Origin of the sequence: Synechococcus sp. RS9902 (genome assembly GCF_014279635.1) — a bacterium.
GTDB lineage: Bacteria > Cyanobacteriota > Cyanobacteriia > PCC-6307 > Cyanobiaceae > Parasynechococcus.
Window position 1 is genome coordinate 2,254,877 of sequence record NZ_CP047949.1, and the last position, 16,412, is coordinate 2,271,288.

General features: G+C 63.9%; 15 protein-coding genes. 6 read left to right on the top strand and 9 right to left on the bottom strand.

Features of this window, described 5'->3' with window-relative positions:
* Positions 1–6: 6 nt before the first annotated feature.
* Positions 7–1,359, bottom strand: coding sequence for a tRNA uridine-5-carboxymethylaminomethyl(34) synthesis GTPase MnmE (gene mnmE, locus SynRS9902_RS12410; protein ID WP_186509344.1), 1,353 nt, complete (start codon positions 1,357–1,359; stop codon positions 7–9).
* 54 nt (positions 1,360–1,413) lie between these two features.
* On the opposite strand from mnmE, the gene SynRS9902_RS12415 reads away from it, so the two are divergent.
* On the top strand, positions 1,414–1,887 hold the full coding sequence (locus tag SynRS9902_RS12415; protein WP_186509345.1) for a DUF2062 domain-containing protein: 474 nt from the start codon (positions 1,414–1,416) through the stop codon (positions 1,885–1,887).
* Here SynRS9902_RS12415 and SynRS9902_RS12420 read toward each other — a convergent pair.
* Positions 1,884–4,217, bottom strand: a complete 2,334-nt coding sequence (locus SynRS9902_RS12420) for a bifunctional (p)ppGpp synthetase/guanosine-3',5'-bis(diphosphate) 3'-pyrophosphohydrolase (protein ID WP_186509346.1) — start codon at positions 4,215–4,217, stop codon at positions 1,884–1,886. The two genes, SynRS9902_RS12415 and SynRS9902_RS12420, sit on opposite strands and share 4 nt — an antisense overlap.
* Positions 4,218–4,237: 20 nt before the next feature.
* Between SynRS9902_RS12420 and SynRS9902_RS12425 the strand changes: the two genes are divergently transcribed.
* Complete coding sequence (locus tag SynRS9902_RS12425; protein WP_186509347.1) at positions 4,238–5,878, top strand: ABC transporter ATP-binding protein; 1,641 nt, start codon at positions 4,238–4,240, stop codon at positions 5,876–5,878.
* Between the two features lie 232 nt (positions 5,879–6,110).
* Here the strand turns inward: SynRS9902_RS12425 and SynRS9902_RS12430 are convergent, their stop codons facing one another.
* Both SynRS9902_RS12430 and ylqF read right to left on the bottom strand, forming a co-directional pair.
* Entirely contained in the window at positions 6,111–7,112 is a 1,002-nt protein-coding gene (locus SynRS9902_RS12430; protein ID WP_186509348.1) for an RluA family pseudouridine synthase, read from the bottom strand.
* On the bottom strand, positions 7,109–7,975 hold the full coding sequence (ylqF, locus tag SynRS9902_RS12435; RefSeq protein ID WP_186509349.1) for a ribosome biogenesis GTPase YlqF: 867 nt from the start codon (positions 7,973–7,975) through the stop codon (positions 7,109–7,111). Before ylqF ends, SynRS9902_RS12430 begins: the two co-directional genes overlap by 4 nt.
* Positions 7,976–8,093: 118 nt before the next feature.
* On the opposite strand from ylqF, the gene pgk reads away from it, so the two are divergent.
* Complete coding sequence (gene pgk / locus SynRS9902_RS12440; RefSeq protein ID WP_186509350.1) at positions 8,094–9,299, top strand: phosphoglycerate kinase; 1,206 nt, start codon at positions 8,094–8,096, stop codon at positions 9,297–9,299.
* An 8-nt stretch (positions 9,300–9,307) separates the two neighbouring features.
* Here pgk and SynRS9902_RS12445 read toward each other — a convergent pair whose 3' ends face one another.
* Positions 9,308–9,676 (bottom strand): hypothetical protein, encoded by a 369-nt coding sequence (locus SynRS9902_RS12445; protein WP_186509351.1) that lies wholly within the window; start codon positions 9,674–9,676, stop codon positions 9,308–9,310.
* 72 nt (positions 9,677–9,748) lie between these two features.
* On the opposite strand from SynRS9902_RS12445, the gene SynRS9902_RS12450 reads away from it, so the two are divergent.
* Complete coding sequence (locus SynRS9902_RS12450; protein WP_186509352.1) at positions 9,749–10,636, top strand: NAD(P)-dependent oxidoreductase; 888 nt, start codon at positions 9,749–9,751, stop codon at positions 10,634–10,636.
* Here the strand turns inward: SynRS9902_RS12450 and SynRS9902_RS12455 are convergent.
* Complete coding sequence (locus SynRS9902_RS12455; protein ID WP_255446140.1) at positions 10,633–11,370, bottom strand: hypothetical protein; 738 nt, start codon at positions 11,368–11,370, stop codon at positions 10,633–10,635. The two genes, SynRS9902_RS12450 and SynRS9902_RS12455, sit on opposite strands and share 4 nt — an antisense overlap.
* Before the next feature lie 58 nt (positions 11,371–11,428).
* On the opposite strand from SynRS9902_RS12455, the gene murG reads away from it, so the two are divergent.
* Positions 11,429–12,505, top strand: coding sequence for an undecaprenyldiphospho-muramoylpentapeptide beta-N-acetylglucosaminyltransferase (gene murG, locus SynRS9902_RS12460; RefSeq protein ID WP_186509353.1), 1,077 nt, complete (start codon positions 11,429–11,431; stop codon positions 12,503–12,505).
* On the opposite strand, the gene SynRS9902_RS12465 is transcribed toward murG, so the two are convergent.
* Positions 12,487–13,554, bottom strand: a complete 1,068-nt coding sequence (locus SynRS9902_RS12465; protein ID WP_186509354.1) for an aminotransferase class I/II-fold pyridoxal phosphate-dependent enzyme — start codon at positions 13,552–13,554, stop codon at positions 12,487–12,489. The two genes, murG and SynRS9902_RS12465, sit on opposite strands and share 19 nt — an antisense overlap.
* A gap of 49 nt (positions 13,555–13,603) precedes the next feature.
* Between SynRS9902_RS12465 and SynRS9902_RS12470 the strand changes: the two genes are divergently transcribed.
* Entirely contained in the window at positions 13,604–14,272 is a 669-nt protein-coding gene (locus tag SynRS9902_RS12470; protein WP_186509355.1) for a pentapeptide repeat-containing protein, read from the top strand.
* A gap of 148 nt (positions 14,273–14,420) precedes the next feature.
* Here SynRS9902_RS12470 and SynRS9902_RS12475 read toward each other — a convergent pair whose 3' ends face one another.
* Positions 14,421–15,602, bottom strand: a complete 1,182-nt coding sequence (locus SynRS9902_RS12475) for a quinone-dependent dihydroorotate dehydrogenase (protein WP_186509356.1) — start codon at positions 15,600–15,602, stop codon at positions 14,421–14,423.
* 8 nt (positions 15,603–15,610) lie between these two features.
* Positions 15,611–16,369 carry a ribonuclease HI gene (gene rnhA, locus SynRS9902_RS12480; RefSeq protein WP_186509357.1) on the bottom strand — a complete coding sequence of 253 codons (759 nt, stop codon included), beginning with the start codon at positions 16,367–16,369 and terminating at the stop codon, positions 15,611–15,613.
* Positions 16,370–16,412: the final 43 nt, after the last annotated feature.

The following is a 16,412-nucleotide window of genomic DNA, read 5'->3' on the forward strand; positions in this document are numbered from 1 at the left end:
CTGAACCTATTTTCCGATGCAGAAGCGCGAAAACACCCGATCCAGCACCGCTTCGGTGAGCTCTTCTCCGGTGATCTCCCCCAGCGCGCGGATCGCCTCCCGCAGATCGATGGTCCAGAAGTCCCATGGGAGCTGCTGGGCCGCCACCTCCTGGCTGCGTGCCAGGGCCTCGGCCGCCCGGGCCGCCAGATCGCGTTGGCGTTGGTTGAGCGCCACCAACATGCCGTCGGTCCCCGCTGCCCCGCAACGCTCCAGCAGGGCCTGCACCAGGTCGGCCTCCCCCGTGCCCTCCAAGGCCGACAAATGAACATCCACCGGCTGGGGGAAGGTCCCCGCTGGAAGGTCCGCCTTGTTGGCCACCAGGATCCTGGGGATCTGCTTGGGGATGCGCGCCAGCAAGGCTGCGTCTTCGGCGGTCCAGCCCGCATGGCCGTCGAGCACCAACAGCACCACATCCGCCGTGGCCAGCGCTTCCTCGCTGCGGGCAATCCCCAGCTGCTCCACCGCGTCATCAGTGCTGCGGATGCCGGCGGTGTCGAGCAGGGTGATCGGCACCCCCTCCAACACGATCTCGCTCTCCAGCAGATCTCTGGTGGTGCCCGGCAGATCGGTCACGATCGCCCGCTCGCGGCGGCTGAGCCGATTGAGCAGGGAACTTTTTCCCACGTTGGGGCGACCCACCAGGGCGACCCGCAGGCCCTGGCGCAGGGCATCGCCCCGCTCGCCATCGCGCACCAGCTGTTGCAGCTCCAGACGCACGGCTTGCAGTTGCTGCAGCAGGGCCTCGCCATCGAGGGGCGGCAGGTCCTCCTCGAAATCCACCCGAGCCTCCAGTTCGGTGAGCTGATCGAGCAGCCGTTCCCGCAGCGCCGTGATCTGGGCCTGAATGCCGCCATCAAGGCCCGCCATCGCCAACTCGGCCGCCCGGCGGCTGCGGGCCGCCACCAGCTCACTCACCGCCTCGGCACGGGTGAGATCGAGCCTGCCGTTGAGCACGGCCCGCTGGCTGAACTCACCCGGCTGGGCCCGCCGCACTCCCGGCTGCCGCAGCACCTGTTCGAGCACCCGCTGCACGGCGATCACCCCGCCATGGCAGTGGATCTCCACCACGTCCTCACCGGTGAAGCTGCGGGGCCCGCGCATCAGCAACAGCAGCACCTCATCGAGACGGCGGCCCTCGCCATCAATCACATGGCCATACACCACCCGGTGCGATCCCCACTCCTGTCGGCCCGGGCAGTGCACCACGCTGCGCCCCGTCGCTTCCGCAGCCGGCCCGGAGAGACGAATCACGGCGATGCCGCCCTGCCCTGGGGCCACGGCGGTGGCCACGGCCGCAATCGTGTCGGTGTTGGGCACAGCAGTCGCCGCTGGTGATCCATACCTAGGATCCGGCCGATTTCTGCTGGGTTCATGCGCCGGTTGCTGCGCCTCAGTCGCATCCGGATGCGCCGCGGGGTCCTCTGGTTGTGGAGACAGGAAGGCACCCCAGGCCAACGGGCCCGTGGACTGGCCGCTGGCGTGTTCTGCGGCTGCTACCCCTTCTTCGGGCTGCAGATCTTCCTCAGTGTGGGTGTGGCCAGCGTGGTGCGTGGCAACCACCTGCTCGCCGCCGCAGGAACCCTGGTGAGCAATCCCCTCACCTATCTGCCCCTTTACTGGTTCAACTATCTGGTGGGCTGCCGGCTGCTGGGCCCAGGCCAAGGCGGGATCAACCTTTCGGAGCTCAATCGCAGCAGCCTGTGGGCCCAGGGGTGGGAGTTCAGCCAGCGCATCCTGCTGGGCTCCACCGTTGTGGGGATGGTGTTGGCCATCGCCAGCGGCTGGATGGCCTACCGCCTGTTTCTGCAGCGTGAAGCCCGTGCCGTCGTGAGCCGAGGCAGCTAGCTCGTGCCCACCCGGGCAATCCCGATCACATCCGCCATTGAGCGGATCTGGTCCATTGTGCGGCTGAGCTGATCGGCACCCTCCAGCTCAACCCTCAGATCAATGCGGGCCGGCTTGCCAGCGGCAGTGGTCACCCGGGCATCACTGACGTTGATGGCCCCATCGGAGAGACGCAGCAGGATGTCTTTGAGGATGCCGACGCGATCGATCACCTCGATCCGCAACTGCACCGGGAAGCGCTGTTTCTCTTGTTCGGCATGGGCGGTGTTCCAGCGCACGGGGAGCCGCCGTTCCCGCGGGATGGCCTCCACGTTGGAGCAGTCCTGCCGGTGAATGGTGATGCCGTGATTGCCGAGGGCCACCGTGCCCACGATCAACTCACCCGGCAGCGGACTGCAGCAGCCACCGAGGCGGTAGTCCAAGCCCTCCAGCCCAAGAATCGCCCCTTCTCCTCCGGAACGATCCGACGCCAAATCCCTCGATGGCAGCAGTGCCGCGGCCACGTCTTCGTTGCTGGGTGGGGCCTGCTGCTGTTCCGCCAGCAGACGCATCTCCTCCCGCAAACGGTTGAGCGCCTGCTGCAGCGTGACGTCTCCAAATCCCAGTGAGGCCAGGAGGTCTTCGGTGGTGGGCACATTGCAGCGCTGGGCCACCCGCTGCATCGCTTCACTGTTGAGCAGGGCATCGAAGCCATCACGGCCCAGCTCCCGCTCCAGCAGATCCTTGCCCCGTTCAATCGTTTCGTCACGGTGGCTGCGCTTGTACCACTGGCGAATGCGGTTGCGTGCCGTCGGCGTGGCGACGAAATTCAGCCAATCGAGGCTGGGATGAGCCGTTTTGCTGGTGAGCACCTGAACGAAATCACCGTTCTGCAGCGGCGTTGCCAACGGACACAGCCGATCGTTGATGCGAACGCCATGGCAGTGGTTGCCCACCTCGGAGTGGATGCGGTAAGCGAAGTCGACTGCGGTTGCCCCCTTGCGCAAACCGAGCACATCACCCTTCGGGGTGAACACAAACACCTCTTCGTCGAAGAGGTCTTCCTTGATCGAGGACAGGTAATCGTTGTGGTCGTCGTTGCCGCCTTCCTGCTGCCAATCCACCAGCTGCCGCAGCCAGTTGAACCGCTCCGCATCACTGCTGCTGCTGGCCGGTGAGCCGCCTTCCTTGTATTTCCAGTGGGCCGCAATCCCGAATTCGGCCACATGGTGCATCTCCAGCGTGCGGATCTGCACTTCGATCGGGCGATGCCGACCGATCACCGCCGTGTGCAGGGATTGATAGCCGTTGGGTTTCGGCAACCCGATGTAGTCCTTGAAGCGGCCGGGAATCGGGCGGAAGGTGTCGTGAACCACCGCGAGGGCCCGGTAGCAGCTCTCGACATTGGGGGTGAGGATCCGCAACGCCGCCACGTCGTAGATCTCGTGGAACTCCTTCTGCTGGCGCTGCATCTTGCTCCAGATGCCAAACAGATGTTTGGGGCGACCACTCACCTCGCAGTGCTCTAGGCCGGCCCGTTCCAGCCGCTCGTTCAGCAGCCCTACCGTGACGCCTAGCCGTTGCTCCCGCTCGCTGCGCTTGGTGGCCACCTCCTCCTGAATCTCCCGGAAGGCCTCCGGTTCCAGCAATTTGAAGGCCAGATCCTCAAGCTCCCACTTGAAGCGGCCGATCCCGAGGCGGTTGGCCAGGGGGGCATAGATCTCGCGGGTTTCGCGGGCGATCCGCTGGCGTTTCTCCTCCTTCAACGCACCCAGGGTGCGCATGTTGTGCAAGCGGTCGGCCAACTTCACCAACACCACTCGGATGTCGCTGGCCATCGCCAGGAACATCCGGCGCAGATTCTCCGCCTGAGCTTCCGTGCGGTCGTTGAAGTGGATGCCGCCGAGCTTGGTGACCCCCTCCACCAGTTCACGCACCTCGCAACCGAAGTGCAGTTCGATCTGATCGGGGGTGACGTCGGTGTCTTCGACCACGTCGTGGAGGAAGCCCGCGGCGATCACCGGAGCGCTGGCGCCGATATCCCGCAACAGATCAGCCACCGCCACCGGATGGACGATGTAGGGGTCTCCACTGGCGCGGAACTGGCCTTCATGGAGCTGAAAGCCGAAATCAAAGGCCGACACCAGCAGGGCCTCGGCATCGGTGGGGCAGCTCTGGCCAATGCCGGGCGGCACATTGTCGATGCACTCCCGCAACCAATCGGGGAGAGCGATGCCGTAATCGTCCGGATGACGAATCGGATGGCGCCGGACTTCGGGCAACGCGCAGCCCACCGAGGCCGAACCCGTGCTGGTTCGGGGCTCTTTGGGTGTGGAGGCAGCGTTGAGCATCCGACCCATCGGGTCAATCCATGGTATTCAGTGCAGGACCCCCTGTCGCTCCCGCAGCACTGTTCATGGGCCGGCCTGTTCTGGAACTCGAACAGCTGCGGTTGCGCTATCCCGGCAGCGACTCCTGGACGCTGGATGGGCTGAATCTGAGCCTCGAGCCGGGAGAGACCCTGGCCTTGGTGGGATCTTCGGGCTGCGGCAAAAGCACCGTGGCACGGGCTGTGATGCAGCTGCTGCCCCAGGGAACGCTCTGTGAAGGACGGCTGGCCTTAACCGGCCAGGATCCACGCCAGCTCAGGCGACAGCAATTGAGGCAGCTGCGTGGTGAAGCCGTGGGACTGGTTTTCCAGGACCCAATGACGCGGATGAATCCACTGATGAGCGTGGGCGGCCATCTGATCGACACCCTCAAAGCCCACCGACCTCAAACCAGTGCCGCGGCCCACCGAGAACGGGCCCGCGAACTGCTGGAGCGGGTGGGCATCGGGGCCAACCGCTTCCGCGCCTACCCCCATGAGCTCAGCGGTGGCATGCGACAGCGCCTGGCCATTGCCTTGGCGATTGCCCTGGAACCACCGCTGCTCATCGCCGACGAACCCACCACCAGCCTCGATGTGGCGATAGCAGGGCAGGTGATGGCGGAGCTCAGCGGCCTCTGCCAGGAACTGGGCAGTGCCTTGTTGCTGATCAGCCACGACATGGCCATGGCCGCCCGCTGGTGCGACCGCATGGCGATGCTCGATGGCGGACGCAAAGTGGAAGACGGCCCCAGCCATCAGCTGCTCACACGGCCGCAGTCGCCGGTGGGGCAACGGCTGGTGACCTCCGCCCAAGCCCGGGAAGGCGGACGGTCGCCGGCCCGGCCCGACAACAGCAGCGTGCTGCGGGTGGAAGAGATGCGCTGCTGGCATGCCCTGGGGGGAATGCCATGGTCTCCCCTTTGGCTGAAGGCGGTGGATGGTGTGAGCTTCGAGCTCCGGGCCGGGGAAAGCCTCGGGGTGGTGGGGGCTTCCGGCTGCGGGAAAAGCACCCTCTGCAGGGCCCTAATGGGGCTCAATTCCATCCGCGGCGGCCGGGTCAACCTGCTGGGTGAAGACCTGCTGAGCCTGCGTGGAGAAGCGCTTCGGACAGCCCGACGGTCCCTCCAAATGGTGTTTCAGGACCCTCTGGCCTGCCTGAATCCGGCCCTGCAGGTGGCTGATGCCATCGCCGATCCCTTGCTGATCCATGGTCTCTGCTCCAAAGCGGCAGCCCGTGAGCAAGCCCGACGGCTGCTGGAACAGGTCGGCCTCACTCCGGCCGAGCAGTTTCAACATCGCCTGCCGAAGCAACTTTCCGGCGGACAGCAGCAGAGGGTGGCGATCGCCCGTGCATTGGCCTTGAAGCCCAAGGTGCTGATCTGCGATGAGAGCGTCAGCATGCTCGATGCGGAAGTGCAGGCCGATGTGCTCGCGCTGCTGCGGAATCTGCAGCAGGAGCTGGGGCTGGCGATCGTGTTCATCACCCACGACCTCTCGGTGGCCAGTGGTTTCTGCCACCGGGTGATGGTGCTGGACCAAGGGAAAGTGGTGGAAGAGGGGCCAGGGGATCGAATCTTCAGCGCACCTCAGGCGCCGATTAGCAAGACCCTCGTGGAGGCTTGTCCAAGGCTGCCCCGTTGAGCTCAGGCGGCTTTCGGCAGATCAACCACGATCAGGTGCCGGCGCAGGGAGGGAGGAAGCACCTCACGGCGCACGGAACGGATTAGCGAAGAAACCCAAGTTCTGCGGCAACACACCCGGATGACCATCGATGGGGCTGTGAATTTTTCGCCATCAAAAGGCGTATTCAGGGCTTGTCCAGTGCGCCCAAAACCCTTGGTCAACATTCACTGAGCCCATAAGTGAATCGGCCCTAGCCCGACCCGGAACGCCGTCGCAACACCCCCAGCAACTTCTCCATCACCGGAGGCAAGGGGGCTTCGAACACCATTCGCTCGCGGGTAATCGGATGGTCGAGCCCCAGCTGAACGGCATGCAAGGCCTGGCCAGGTAGCTCGATCGGCAGCTTGCGACAGCGGCTGTAGGTGGGGTCACCCACCACAGGGTGGTTCATGTGGGCGCAATGGACGCGGATCTGATGGGTCCGTCCGGTGTCGAGCTTGAAACGCAGCAGAGAGTAGTCGCCGAGACGCTCCACCAGGGTCCAGTGGGTGCAGGCGTAACGGCCGTTTTCGCTGCTCACCACCGCGTACTTCTTGCGATCCGCCGGATGACGGCCAATGGCGCCGACGATCGTGCCGGAATCGCCGGCGGGCACGCCATGGACGACGGCGAAATATTCGCGGGACGCGATCCGTTTCTGGATCTGCACCTGCAACCGCACCAGGGCCTCCTGGCTCTTGGCAATCACGATGCAGCCGGTGGTGTCCTTATCAAGACGGTGCACGATCCCGGGCCGCAGCTTGCCGCTGATGCCGGGCAGGTCCGGGCAGTGGTGCAACAGGCCGTTCACCAGGGTGCCGTCCTTGTTGCCCGGCGCCGGATGCACCGTCAGCCCGGCCGGCTTGTTGAGCACGATCAGATGGTCGTCCTCAAACAACACATCCAGATCCATCGGCTCCGGCTTTAGGTATGGCAGCGGTTCCGGTGGCGGCATCCACAGCTGCACCTCATCACCCTGGCGCAGGGGTGTTTTGGCTTTGCCGGTCTTGCCGTTGACGCGCACATAGCCCGCATCGATGAACTTCTGAATCCGGGCGCGGCTCTGCTCCGTTCGCTGGCTCACCAGCCAGCGGTCCAGCCGCATCGGCAACGGCTTGGGATAGGCCAGCGTCAGCAGCTCGCCCTCCCCTTCGCCAAAGCGATCCGTGAAGGTCTCCTCCGGCAGCGGAGGACGTTTCCACTGCGGACTCATGCCGGCAGCTCCAGGGCGATGCTGCCGAGGGCGGATTTGCGGAAATCATCCAGCAACCGCTGGGCCATGCGCGCTGTCTCACCGGAGGTGTGGCGGGCCGCTGCGGCATCCAACCAAAGGGCGGGGTCGGCTGTTTCACCGCTCAAGGGAATGCCATAACGCTCCTTCAGCAGCGGAATCGTCACCCCAGCCGCAGCCTGGGATTCCACATCCAGCAGCAACTGCAAAAAGGCCTGAGCCACCAGCTCACCGTCGTAGGCGGCCTGGCCGATGTCGTCGCAAAGGGCGAGCCGCAGGGCCGCCTGCTGATCATCGAGCCGAGGGGGCAGCACGCCAGGGGCATCCAAAAGATCAAGGTCTTGCCCCAGACGCACCCAGCGCAGGGTTCGCGTCACCCCGGCCCGCCGTGCGCTGGCCACCACCTTCTGCCGCACCAGACGGTTGATCAACGCCGACTTGCCCACGTTGGGGAACCCCAAGGTGAGAGCCCGCACCGGCCTGGGCCGCATGCCCCGGTTGCGGCGGCGTTCATTGAGCTGGTCGCCGGCACGGATCGCGGCCTGCTGCACCTGCTTCACGCCGGTGCCGGCCTTGGCATCACACCAAACCGTCCGCTGCCCCTGGGCCTTGAACCAGGCCTCCCAGGCCTCCTTGGCCGCCGCAGTGACCATGTCGCGACGGTTGATCACCAACAGATGCTGTTTGCCCTTCAACCAGCGGTTGAGGTGGGGGTGGCCCGTGGCCAGAGGAATGCGGGCATCACGCACCTCGATCACCAGATCCACCTTGTCGAGATGGCGTTTGAGCTGCTGCTCCGCCTTGGCGATGTGGCCGGGGTACCACTGGATCGTTGGGGTGCTCACGAACGCAAACGCACAGAACAGACGGCCAGCCGGAACAAATTCACTTTGAACGCGCTGGCGCTATCGCCATTCACACGGGTTAATCTCACCCCGTTTTCTTACCGCACGACACAACCCTATGGCGAAGCGTTCCCTGGCCAGCCTCAACGCCGGCGACCTGAGCGGCAAACGCGTTCTCGTGCGGGTTGACTTCAACGTGCCCCTGAACGATGCCGGTGCGATCACCGACGACACCCGCATCCGCGCCGCCCTGCCCACGATCAACGACCTGATCAGCAAGGGCGCCAAGGTGATCCTTTCCGCTCACTTCGGCCGTCCTAAGGGCCAGGTGAATGACGCCATGCGCCTCACCCCCGTGGCCGCTCGCCTGAGCGAACTGCTGGGCAAGCCCGTGGCCAAGACCGACAGCTGCATCGGCCCCGATGCCGAAGCCAAGGTGGGCGCCATGGCCAATGGCGATGTGGTGCTGCTGGAGAACGTCCGCTTCTTCGCTGAAGAAGAAAAGAACGAAGCCGGTTTTGCTGAGAAGCTCGCAGGCCTGGCTGAGGTTTACGTGAACGACGCCTTCGGCGCCGCCCACCGCGCCCACGCCTCCACCGAAGGCGTGACCAAGTTCCTCAAGCCCTCCGTCGCTGGCTTCCTGATGGAGAAGGAGCTTCAGTACCTGCAGGGTGCTGTGGATGAGCCCAAGCGTCCCCTCGCTGCCATCGTCGGCGGCTCCAAGGTGAGCTCCAAGATCGGCGTGCTCGACACCCTGATCGACAAGTGCGACAAGGTGCTGATCGGCGGCGGCATGATCTTTACCTTCTACAAGGCACGCGGCCTCTCGGTGGGCAAGAGCCTGGTGGAAGAGGACAAGCTGGAACTGGCCAAGGAGCTGGAAGCCAAGGCCAAGGCCAAGGGCGTGCAGCTGCTGCTGCCCACCGACGTGGTACTGGCCGACAACTTCGCCCCCGACGCCAACAGCCAGACGGCTGACATCAACGCCATCCCCGACGGCTGGATGGGCCTCGACATTGGCCCCGACTCGATCAAGGTGTTCCAGCAGGCCCTGGCCGACTGTCAAACCGTGATCTGGAACGGCCCCATGGGCGTGTTCGAGTTCGACAAGTTCGCTGCCGGCACCAACGCCATTGCCACCACCCTGGCCGACCTGAGCGGCAAGGGCTGCTGCACGATCATCGGTGGCGGTGACTCTGTGGCAGCCGTGGAGAAGGCTGGCCTGGCCGAGAAGATGTCGCACATCTCCACCGGCGGCGGTGCCAGCCTCGAACTGCTGGAAGGCAAGGTGCTGCCCGGTGTGGCTGCCCTCGACGCCGCCTGATCAGCGGCTTAGGCCTGGAGCTTCCGGCCTTTGGCATCGTGCTTTTTACCGGTGCGCGCCGGAAGCCCCAACTGATTCCGAACCTTGTTCATGTAAGCCCGGTAGTCCTTTTTGAGGGACTTCCGGGCTTTTTTCATCTCCCGACGGCACGCCTTCAGCGCATCTGCAGATGCTGCCGTGTCGATGCAGCGCTGCTGTCTCTGCAGGAGATCCAAACGACGCTGGTAGTTGTCCTTGGCCCAGGTCTTGCGGGCTTGGAACAAAACCTGACTTTGCTCAGGGGAGAGATCCCCGCCCGCCGCTGCCAAGGGGGCCATGGTGATCACCGGTGCCGCCAATACAGCAGCCAGGGCAAGAGGAGCGGTGGAGGTGCGCATGGATGAAGCCTTCGTGATGGATTCATGGTGGCAACATCCAACGGTCAGGATCTAAGTGGAGTGCCATAAGTCATGACCAGATGTGACTTGAGCCTCGGCTTCGTGGGGCTGGGGGCGCTTGGCTTACCCATGGCGGTCAACCTTCAGCGCGCAGGCGTTTCGCTACGGGTGCACACCCGAAGCCGTGGAGCCGAAACCGACCCACAGCTCGCGGGCGCCAGACCCTGCGACAACCCAGCCACAACAGCGGAGAACGTTGACGTTCTGCTGCTTTGCGTCAGTGATGACAACGCTGTGCACGACGTGCTGTTTGGCCGAGACGGTGCCGCTGAGCAGCTCCAACCCGGCAGCATCGTGATCGACTGCTCCACCATCAGCCCCAAGGGAGCACAACAGGCCGCTGCCCAGCTGAAACAGAACGGAGTGCATTACCTCGATGCCCCCGTCACCGGCGGCACCGAAGGAGCACGCGCGGGCAGCCTCACCGTGTTGGTTGGCGGCGATGCCGCCGTGCTGGAGAAAGTACGCCCACTGCTGGAGGTGATCGGCGGTTCGATTCACCACATCGGTCCGGTTGGGCGAGGCCAGCAAGCCAAAGCGGTGAACCAAGTGCTAGTGGCCGGCAGCTACGCGGCGGTGGCTGAAGCGATCGCGCTGGGGCAACGGCTGGAGCTGCCCATGCCACAGGTGATCGACGCCCTCAAAAGCGGCGCGGCCGGCTCCTGGGCCCTCAACCATCGCAGCGAGGCCATGCTCCAGGGTCACTATCCCCTTGGCTTCAAGCTGAGCCTCCACCACAAGGATCTCTGCATTGCCCTTGAGACAGCGAACAGCGTCGAACTCGACATGCCCATCACCGCTCTGGTGGAACAGCTGGAAACAGACCTCATCCAGCAGGGATATGGCGATGACGACGTCTCAGCGCTGCATCGCTGGAACGCAGCGATGGAAGAGGCCTAAAGGCTGCTCACCACCCGAACCCGCTTGGTTGCCGTCACCACACCATCAGGGTGCACCAACATCAAGGCCCAGGTTTGCGAACCGGGAGTCTGCGGAGCTTGCACGCTCTTGAACAAGCCACCCCCGCCCATCGGTGCCAAGGGCAAGTTGGGCCGCAGCTGATCCTCAACTTGCTGCTGGGTGAGATCAATCAAGCCTGCAGCCACCAAGGCCTGATCCAAGGGCTCGTCGACAATCAAATCAATGTCGTAACGGCTGCCGGTGAGAACGATGTCAGGGATGCCCAGAGTGATCGCCAAGGGGCGCTGACCACTCCGCAGCAACGATTCATGGGAGACCAACTCCTGGTCCACGATGCGGCCATCGCTCAGGCGAATCGCAATCCGTTCCTTTGCTTCCAGCTGGTAGCGCAGCCCCTCCGACTCAGCCTCACCATCGACCTGCAACAACAAGGTTTGGCGTCCATCGTCCTGGGGAGCGGCTGGTTCAACACTCCAGGTGACCCCAGGAAAATCCTTGCGGAAGCGTTGATAACGCTGAACGAGCACAGGCTGCAGCTCGGAGATCGCAACGGCGTCGAACGCTGATGCAGCATCGGCGTTCAAAACGGTTTCCAAACGTTGGCTGAAGGCCTCCAGCTCGGAATGTCTGCGCTCTACTTCTGCCAGAGCGTGGAAAGGTGAACCCAACAAGGCCAGGGCAGACACGAGCGTGACGCCAAGGAGAGAACGCACGGGCCGGACCGCAGTAGTCCAATTAAGTTAAGTCGAGTCATCGGAGACGTCCGCGGCCATGACTCGGCTCCTGATCGCCGCCAGCGGAACCGGTGGTCATCTCTTCCCGGCCCTCGCCGTTGCAGAAGTGGTCGAAGCGAGTGGCCCCGTGCGCTGGTTGGGGGTGCCTGACCGGCTGGAAACGAGCCTGGTGCCTGAACGCTTCGGTTTGATCACGGTGAAGGCGGGTGGCCTTCAGGGCCGTGGACTCAAAAAACTCATGCAGCTGTTCCGACTGGTTTTGGCCAGCATCAGCGTGCGACGGGTGATCCAGCGCGAATCGATCGAAGCGGTGTTCACCACAGGGGGCTACATCGCTGCCCCCGCCATCCTGGCGGCACGCTGGTGCGGCATTCCCGTGGTGCTGCACGAGTCGAATGCCATTCCCGGCCGCGTCACGCGCCTGCTGGGCCGCCTCTGCAGTGCCGTTGCCATTGGCCTACCCGCTGCCGCCCAAAGCATCCCCGGCAGCCAGCCGATCGTCACCGGCACCCCAGTGCGCGCCGCTTTTCTCACACCACAACCGCTCCCGGCATGGGTGCCCCGGGGCGACGGGCCACTCCTGGTGGTGATGGGCGGAAGTCAGGGCGCTGTTGGGCTCAACAAGATGGTGCGCTCGATTTTGCCCAAGCTTCTCAACCAGGGATGCCGGGTGGTGCATCTCACTGGGGGAAATGATCCTGAGATCAACCAGCTGCAGCATCCCAACTTGGCCGAACGCCGCTTCAGCGACGACATCCCTGGGTTGTTGCAACATGCCGACCTGGCCATCAGCCGAGCTGGCGCCGGAAGCCTCAGCGAACTCGCCGTCTGCGGAACTCCCAGCGTGCTCGTGCCTTTCCCCCAGGCCGCCGATCGCCATCAGGATGCCAATGCCGCCTGTGCAGCGTCATTTGGCGCGGCTGTGATCGTGCATCAACACGATCCTGATCAACCCGTCCTCGCCACGACCATCCAACGGCTACTTGGAGCGCGCTTAGGCCAGCCCGACGCCGATCCCCAACTGCTCCCGCAGATGCAACAGGGCATGGCAGAACTGGCTGAACGCGACGCCGATCAGCAGCTAGCCAACTTGATTCAGCAACTCAAGCGCTGAAGCTGCTTAAGCGCCCGAACAATGCGGCGGTTGTTGCGAGGCGATTGCAAGCCAATGCGCAACCACGCCTCGCCAAGCCCGGCAAAGGATCGACAATCCCTAAGCAGGATTCGATGATCCTGCTCCAAAGCTTCCCGCAGCGGCACCAAAGAGCGGCGTCCTGAAATCAGCAGAAAATTGGCCGCCGAGGGCATCGGCGTGATTTCTGGAACACGCGCCAATTCACCTTGCATCCATGCGCCTTCCGTCGCCGTCCAACGTTGGACACGAGCGCACCAACGTTCGTAGCGCCCAGGCCTCCCCAGCCACTGTTCCGTCAGTGCCGCAGCGATGCCATTCACCGGCCAGGGGTCCCGCCACGCCTTCCAACGCTTCAGGCGATCAGGCTGCGCAATGGCATAACCAACGCGCAACCCTGCCACTCCAAACAACTTGGTGAGGCTGCGGATCACAACGAGATTCGAGTATTGAGCCACCAAGGCGATCATCGATTGCTGCTCTGCCTCCGGCACCAAGGGGAGAAAGGCTTCATCGCAGATCACCAAGGCATGGCGATCGAGCATCGCTTCAAGAGAGGCACGGCTCCAGAGCTGCCCGGTGGGGTTGTGGGGATTGCAAATCCACACCACAGAACCCTCAAGCCGAGGGTGGTGGAGCGGGCCAGCGTGCTCCCAAGAGAGCACCAATGGCGTCTCCAGCCAGGACGCATCCCAACACTGCAGGGCCCGCCGGTAATCAGCAAAACCGGGGGCAAGCAATCCACTTACCCCAACAGCGGCGGCATCACGCGCTGCCCAGGTGAACAGCTCGGCAGCACCATTGCCCGGCAGCACCCAATCAGGAGACAGCCCGTGGATTGCAGCGATGGCCTGCCGCAGGGACGCCTGGTCTCGATCGGGGTAATCACGAAGGGAAGCCACCGTCAAACGGGGGCAACGGGGCGTCCAAGGAGCCAGTGAGGCACTGGCATCAAGCAACTGCGATGGCCGACAGCCCAGCACATCCGCGACCGCTTGCCGGTTGCCGCCATGGCGCAGGTCGACGCCCATCCCGACTCCCGTTACAACGCAATGACATCACCAGCGTGACCCACGGCCAATGCCAGTCCCACTGTTGCTGCTGACAGTGCTGCTCGGAGCCCCGGTCTCCGCCCGCGCGGACGATTTGATCATGTTGCTAGAGGCACGGGCATGCCCGAACTGCACGCTGGCCGATGCCGATCTGGTGCATGCGGACCTGCGCGATGCAAACCTCAAAGCAGCTGATCTGCGACGGGCCAATCTCAGCAGAGCCCGCTTGGATGGGGCGGATCTCCGCGATGCAGATCTTCGCTTCAGCAGCCTGAAAGGGGCATCGCTGCGGGGCAGCGACCTCCGGGGCGCACGGCTGGATGGCACGGATCTACGACAGGCAGATCTCAGTAGAGCCTTGATCAAGCCTGGTGCCCTCGACCGCAGCCACTGGCTGGGCGCCATGGGCATCATCCAAGGCCAACGCAGCCCTGCGTCCCTGCACAACGCAGGTGTGGATGAAGCCAACGCCGGTCGCTGGCCGCAGGCCGAACGTCTGTTTGGGAAAGCCATTCAGGCGGACCCAGAGCAAGCCATGAGCTGGATTGCAAGGGGACTCAGCCGCGGCCAGCAAGGCAATGAAGTCAAGGCGGCTCAGGATTTGCTGCATGCAGCGGATCTGCTCGATCGCCAAGGCGCCCCGGAACAGAGCGAACAAATACGCCAAGCCGTCGCCAAGCCAAGCTCAATGCTGTGAGTTGAGGCAGCTCACCAAGAGCAGGCAGTGGCACACAACGCTTCCCACTGTCTTGATGCTATCGACGATGAGCCGCTTGAATCACTCCCTCTCAGAGACATTTAAGGGTGGAACATTGAGCAGGAGAGATGGCTTTAGAGCAACAGATTCAGTCCTGCCAGGGCAAGCCACTTCCTGAAGCCTCAGCGATGTTGCGCAGGCCATGGCGGTCCAACTGCTGCAGCAGTCCGTCCAGAATCCGCGGCACCAGATCCGGGCCCTGAAAGATCCAGCCGGTGTAGAGCTGCACCAGAGAAGCCCCTGCGGTAATGCGCTCCCAGGCGACTTGCGGAGCATCAATCCCGCCGACACCAATCAACGGCAGCGCTGGGCCAGCACTGGCCCGCAAGCGGCGGATCACCTCCTGGGCCCGCTGACGCAAGGGGGCACCACTGAGGCCACCGGCTTCCTCCGCCAGAGTGCGTCCGGTCTGCGGCAACCGCCGTTGCTCCAGGCCCAGCCGATTGAGACTGGTGTTGACCGCGATCACACCGGCCAGACCCTCTTCAAAGGCCAATCGGGCCACCGCATCAATCGATTCATCGTCCAAATCCGGCGCGATCTTGACCAACAAAGGCGGGCAAGCCGGCAGCCGTCGCAGCCGCTCCACCAGCCGCCGCAACTGGGCTGTGTCCTGCAGATCCCGTAGCCCAGGGGTGTTGGGGGAACTCACGTTGATCACCGCATAGTCCGCCAAAGGAGACAACAACTCCAGGGAAGCCGCGTAGTCGTCCGGGGCCTGCTCCAGGGCCGTGATCTTGGATTTGCCCACATTGATCCCCAGCACCGCTGGCCGCCGGCCGGGCGGATCCAGACGTTGACGCTCCAGCGTTTTCAACAGAGCCTTGGCCCCATCGTTGTTGAATCCCATCCGGTTCAATGCGGCCTGCTCCTCCGCCAAACGGAACAGGCGTGGTTTGGGGTTGCCCGGCTGGCCATGCCAGGTGACCGTGCCCACTTCGGCGAAGCCAAAGCCGAAGCGATCCCAGATACCAGCCGCCACACCGTTCTTGTCGAACCCCGCCGCTAAACCCACCGGGTTGGGGAAGCGACAGCCAAACAACACTTGTTCGAGGCGCAGATCACGCCGTTGCAGGTCCGCCGCAACACCATCCAGCACCGTGGAGACCCCGGGCCAACGGCGCCGCAGGCTGGCCTGACCCAGGACCGTGAGGGCAGTGCGCGACAGCTGTTCCGCATCCAGGCCGTCGTCCCGCGACAGCACCGGGCCAAGCCAACGCTGATAAAAGGCACCGCTGCTGAGCGGTCCGGCCGAAGAGGACGGCGACATGCTCTGGCTCAGGACTGTTCTGATCCTGCCTCGCGACGCTCCAGGATCCAGCGCCCCTCCGCCTGGGGCTCGACGGTCCAATCCCTCCAGATCCAACTCTCCCGCTTGGTTTCCAGCTGTTTGAGCGGCTTTTCCACCAATTGCGCCAGCTCCAGCAGCGAGAGGCTGTAGCCACCCTGTGCCAAGCGATCGGCCAGCTCCAAGCGCGACAACAGCTGCAGCAGAGGCTTGGGGGCCACCTCAGATGGGGCTTCTGGTGCGGTCTTGGAGGAGGGCAGCCCCGTCGATCCCTGCTTGAGAGCCAAGTTGGGCTGGGCGTTGTGGGAGAACGCCACGGCGATGCGATCCACCCGTTCGTTGTCTGGATCACCGCTGTGGCCTTTGACATAGCGCAGGGGGACATCGTCCAGCCGGGCGGCATCCAAGGCCTTCCAGAGGTCCTGGTTGAGCACGGGCTTGCCCGCAGCCGTTTTCCAGCCTTTGCGCTTCCAGCCTTTGATCCAGGAGCCCAGGCCATCAATCAGATATTTGCTATCGGTGCGCAGGGTGAGATCCGGATGACGGGGCAGCTGCTCAAGCCGTTGCAACACCTCCAACGCCGCCTGCAGTTCCATGCGGTTGTTGGTGGTGTCGGGCGCATGGCCACCGAATTCCTCGACACTGCCGTCTTCGAAACGCAACAACGCACCCCAACCTCCCGGACCTGGATTACCGCTGCAGGCACCATCCGTCGCTGCAGCCACGACCCTTCCCCGTCCTTCCGCCATTGATCAGTCCCAACACTGTTCGGTACAACACGGTTTCTGGCGT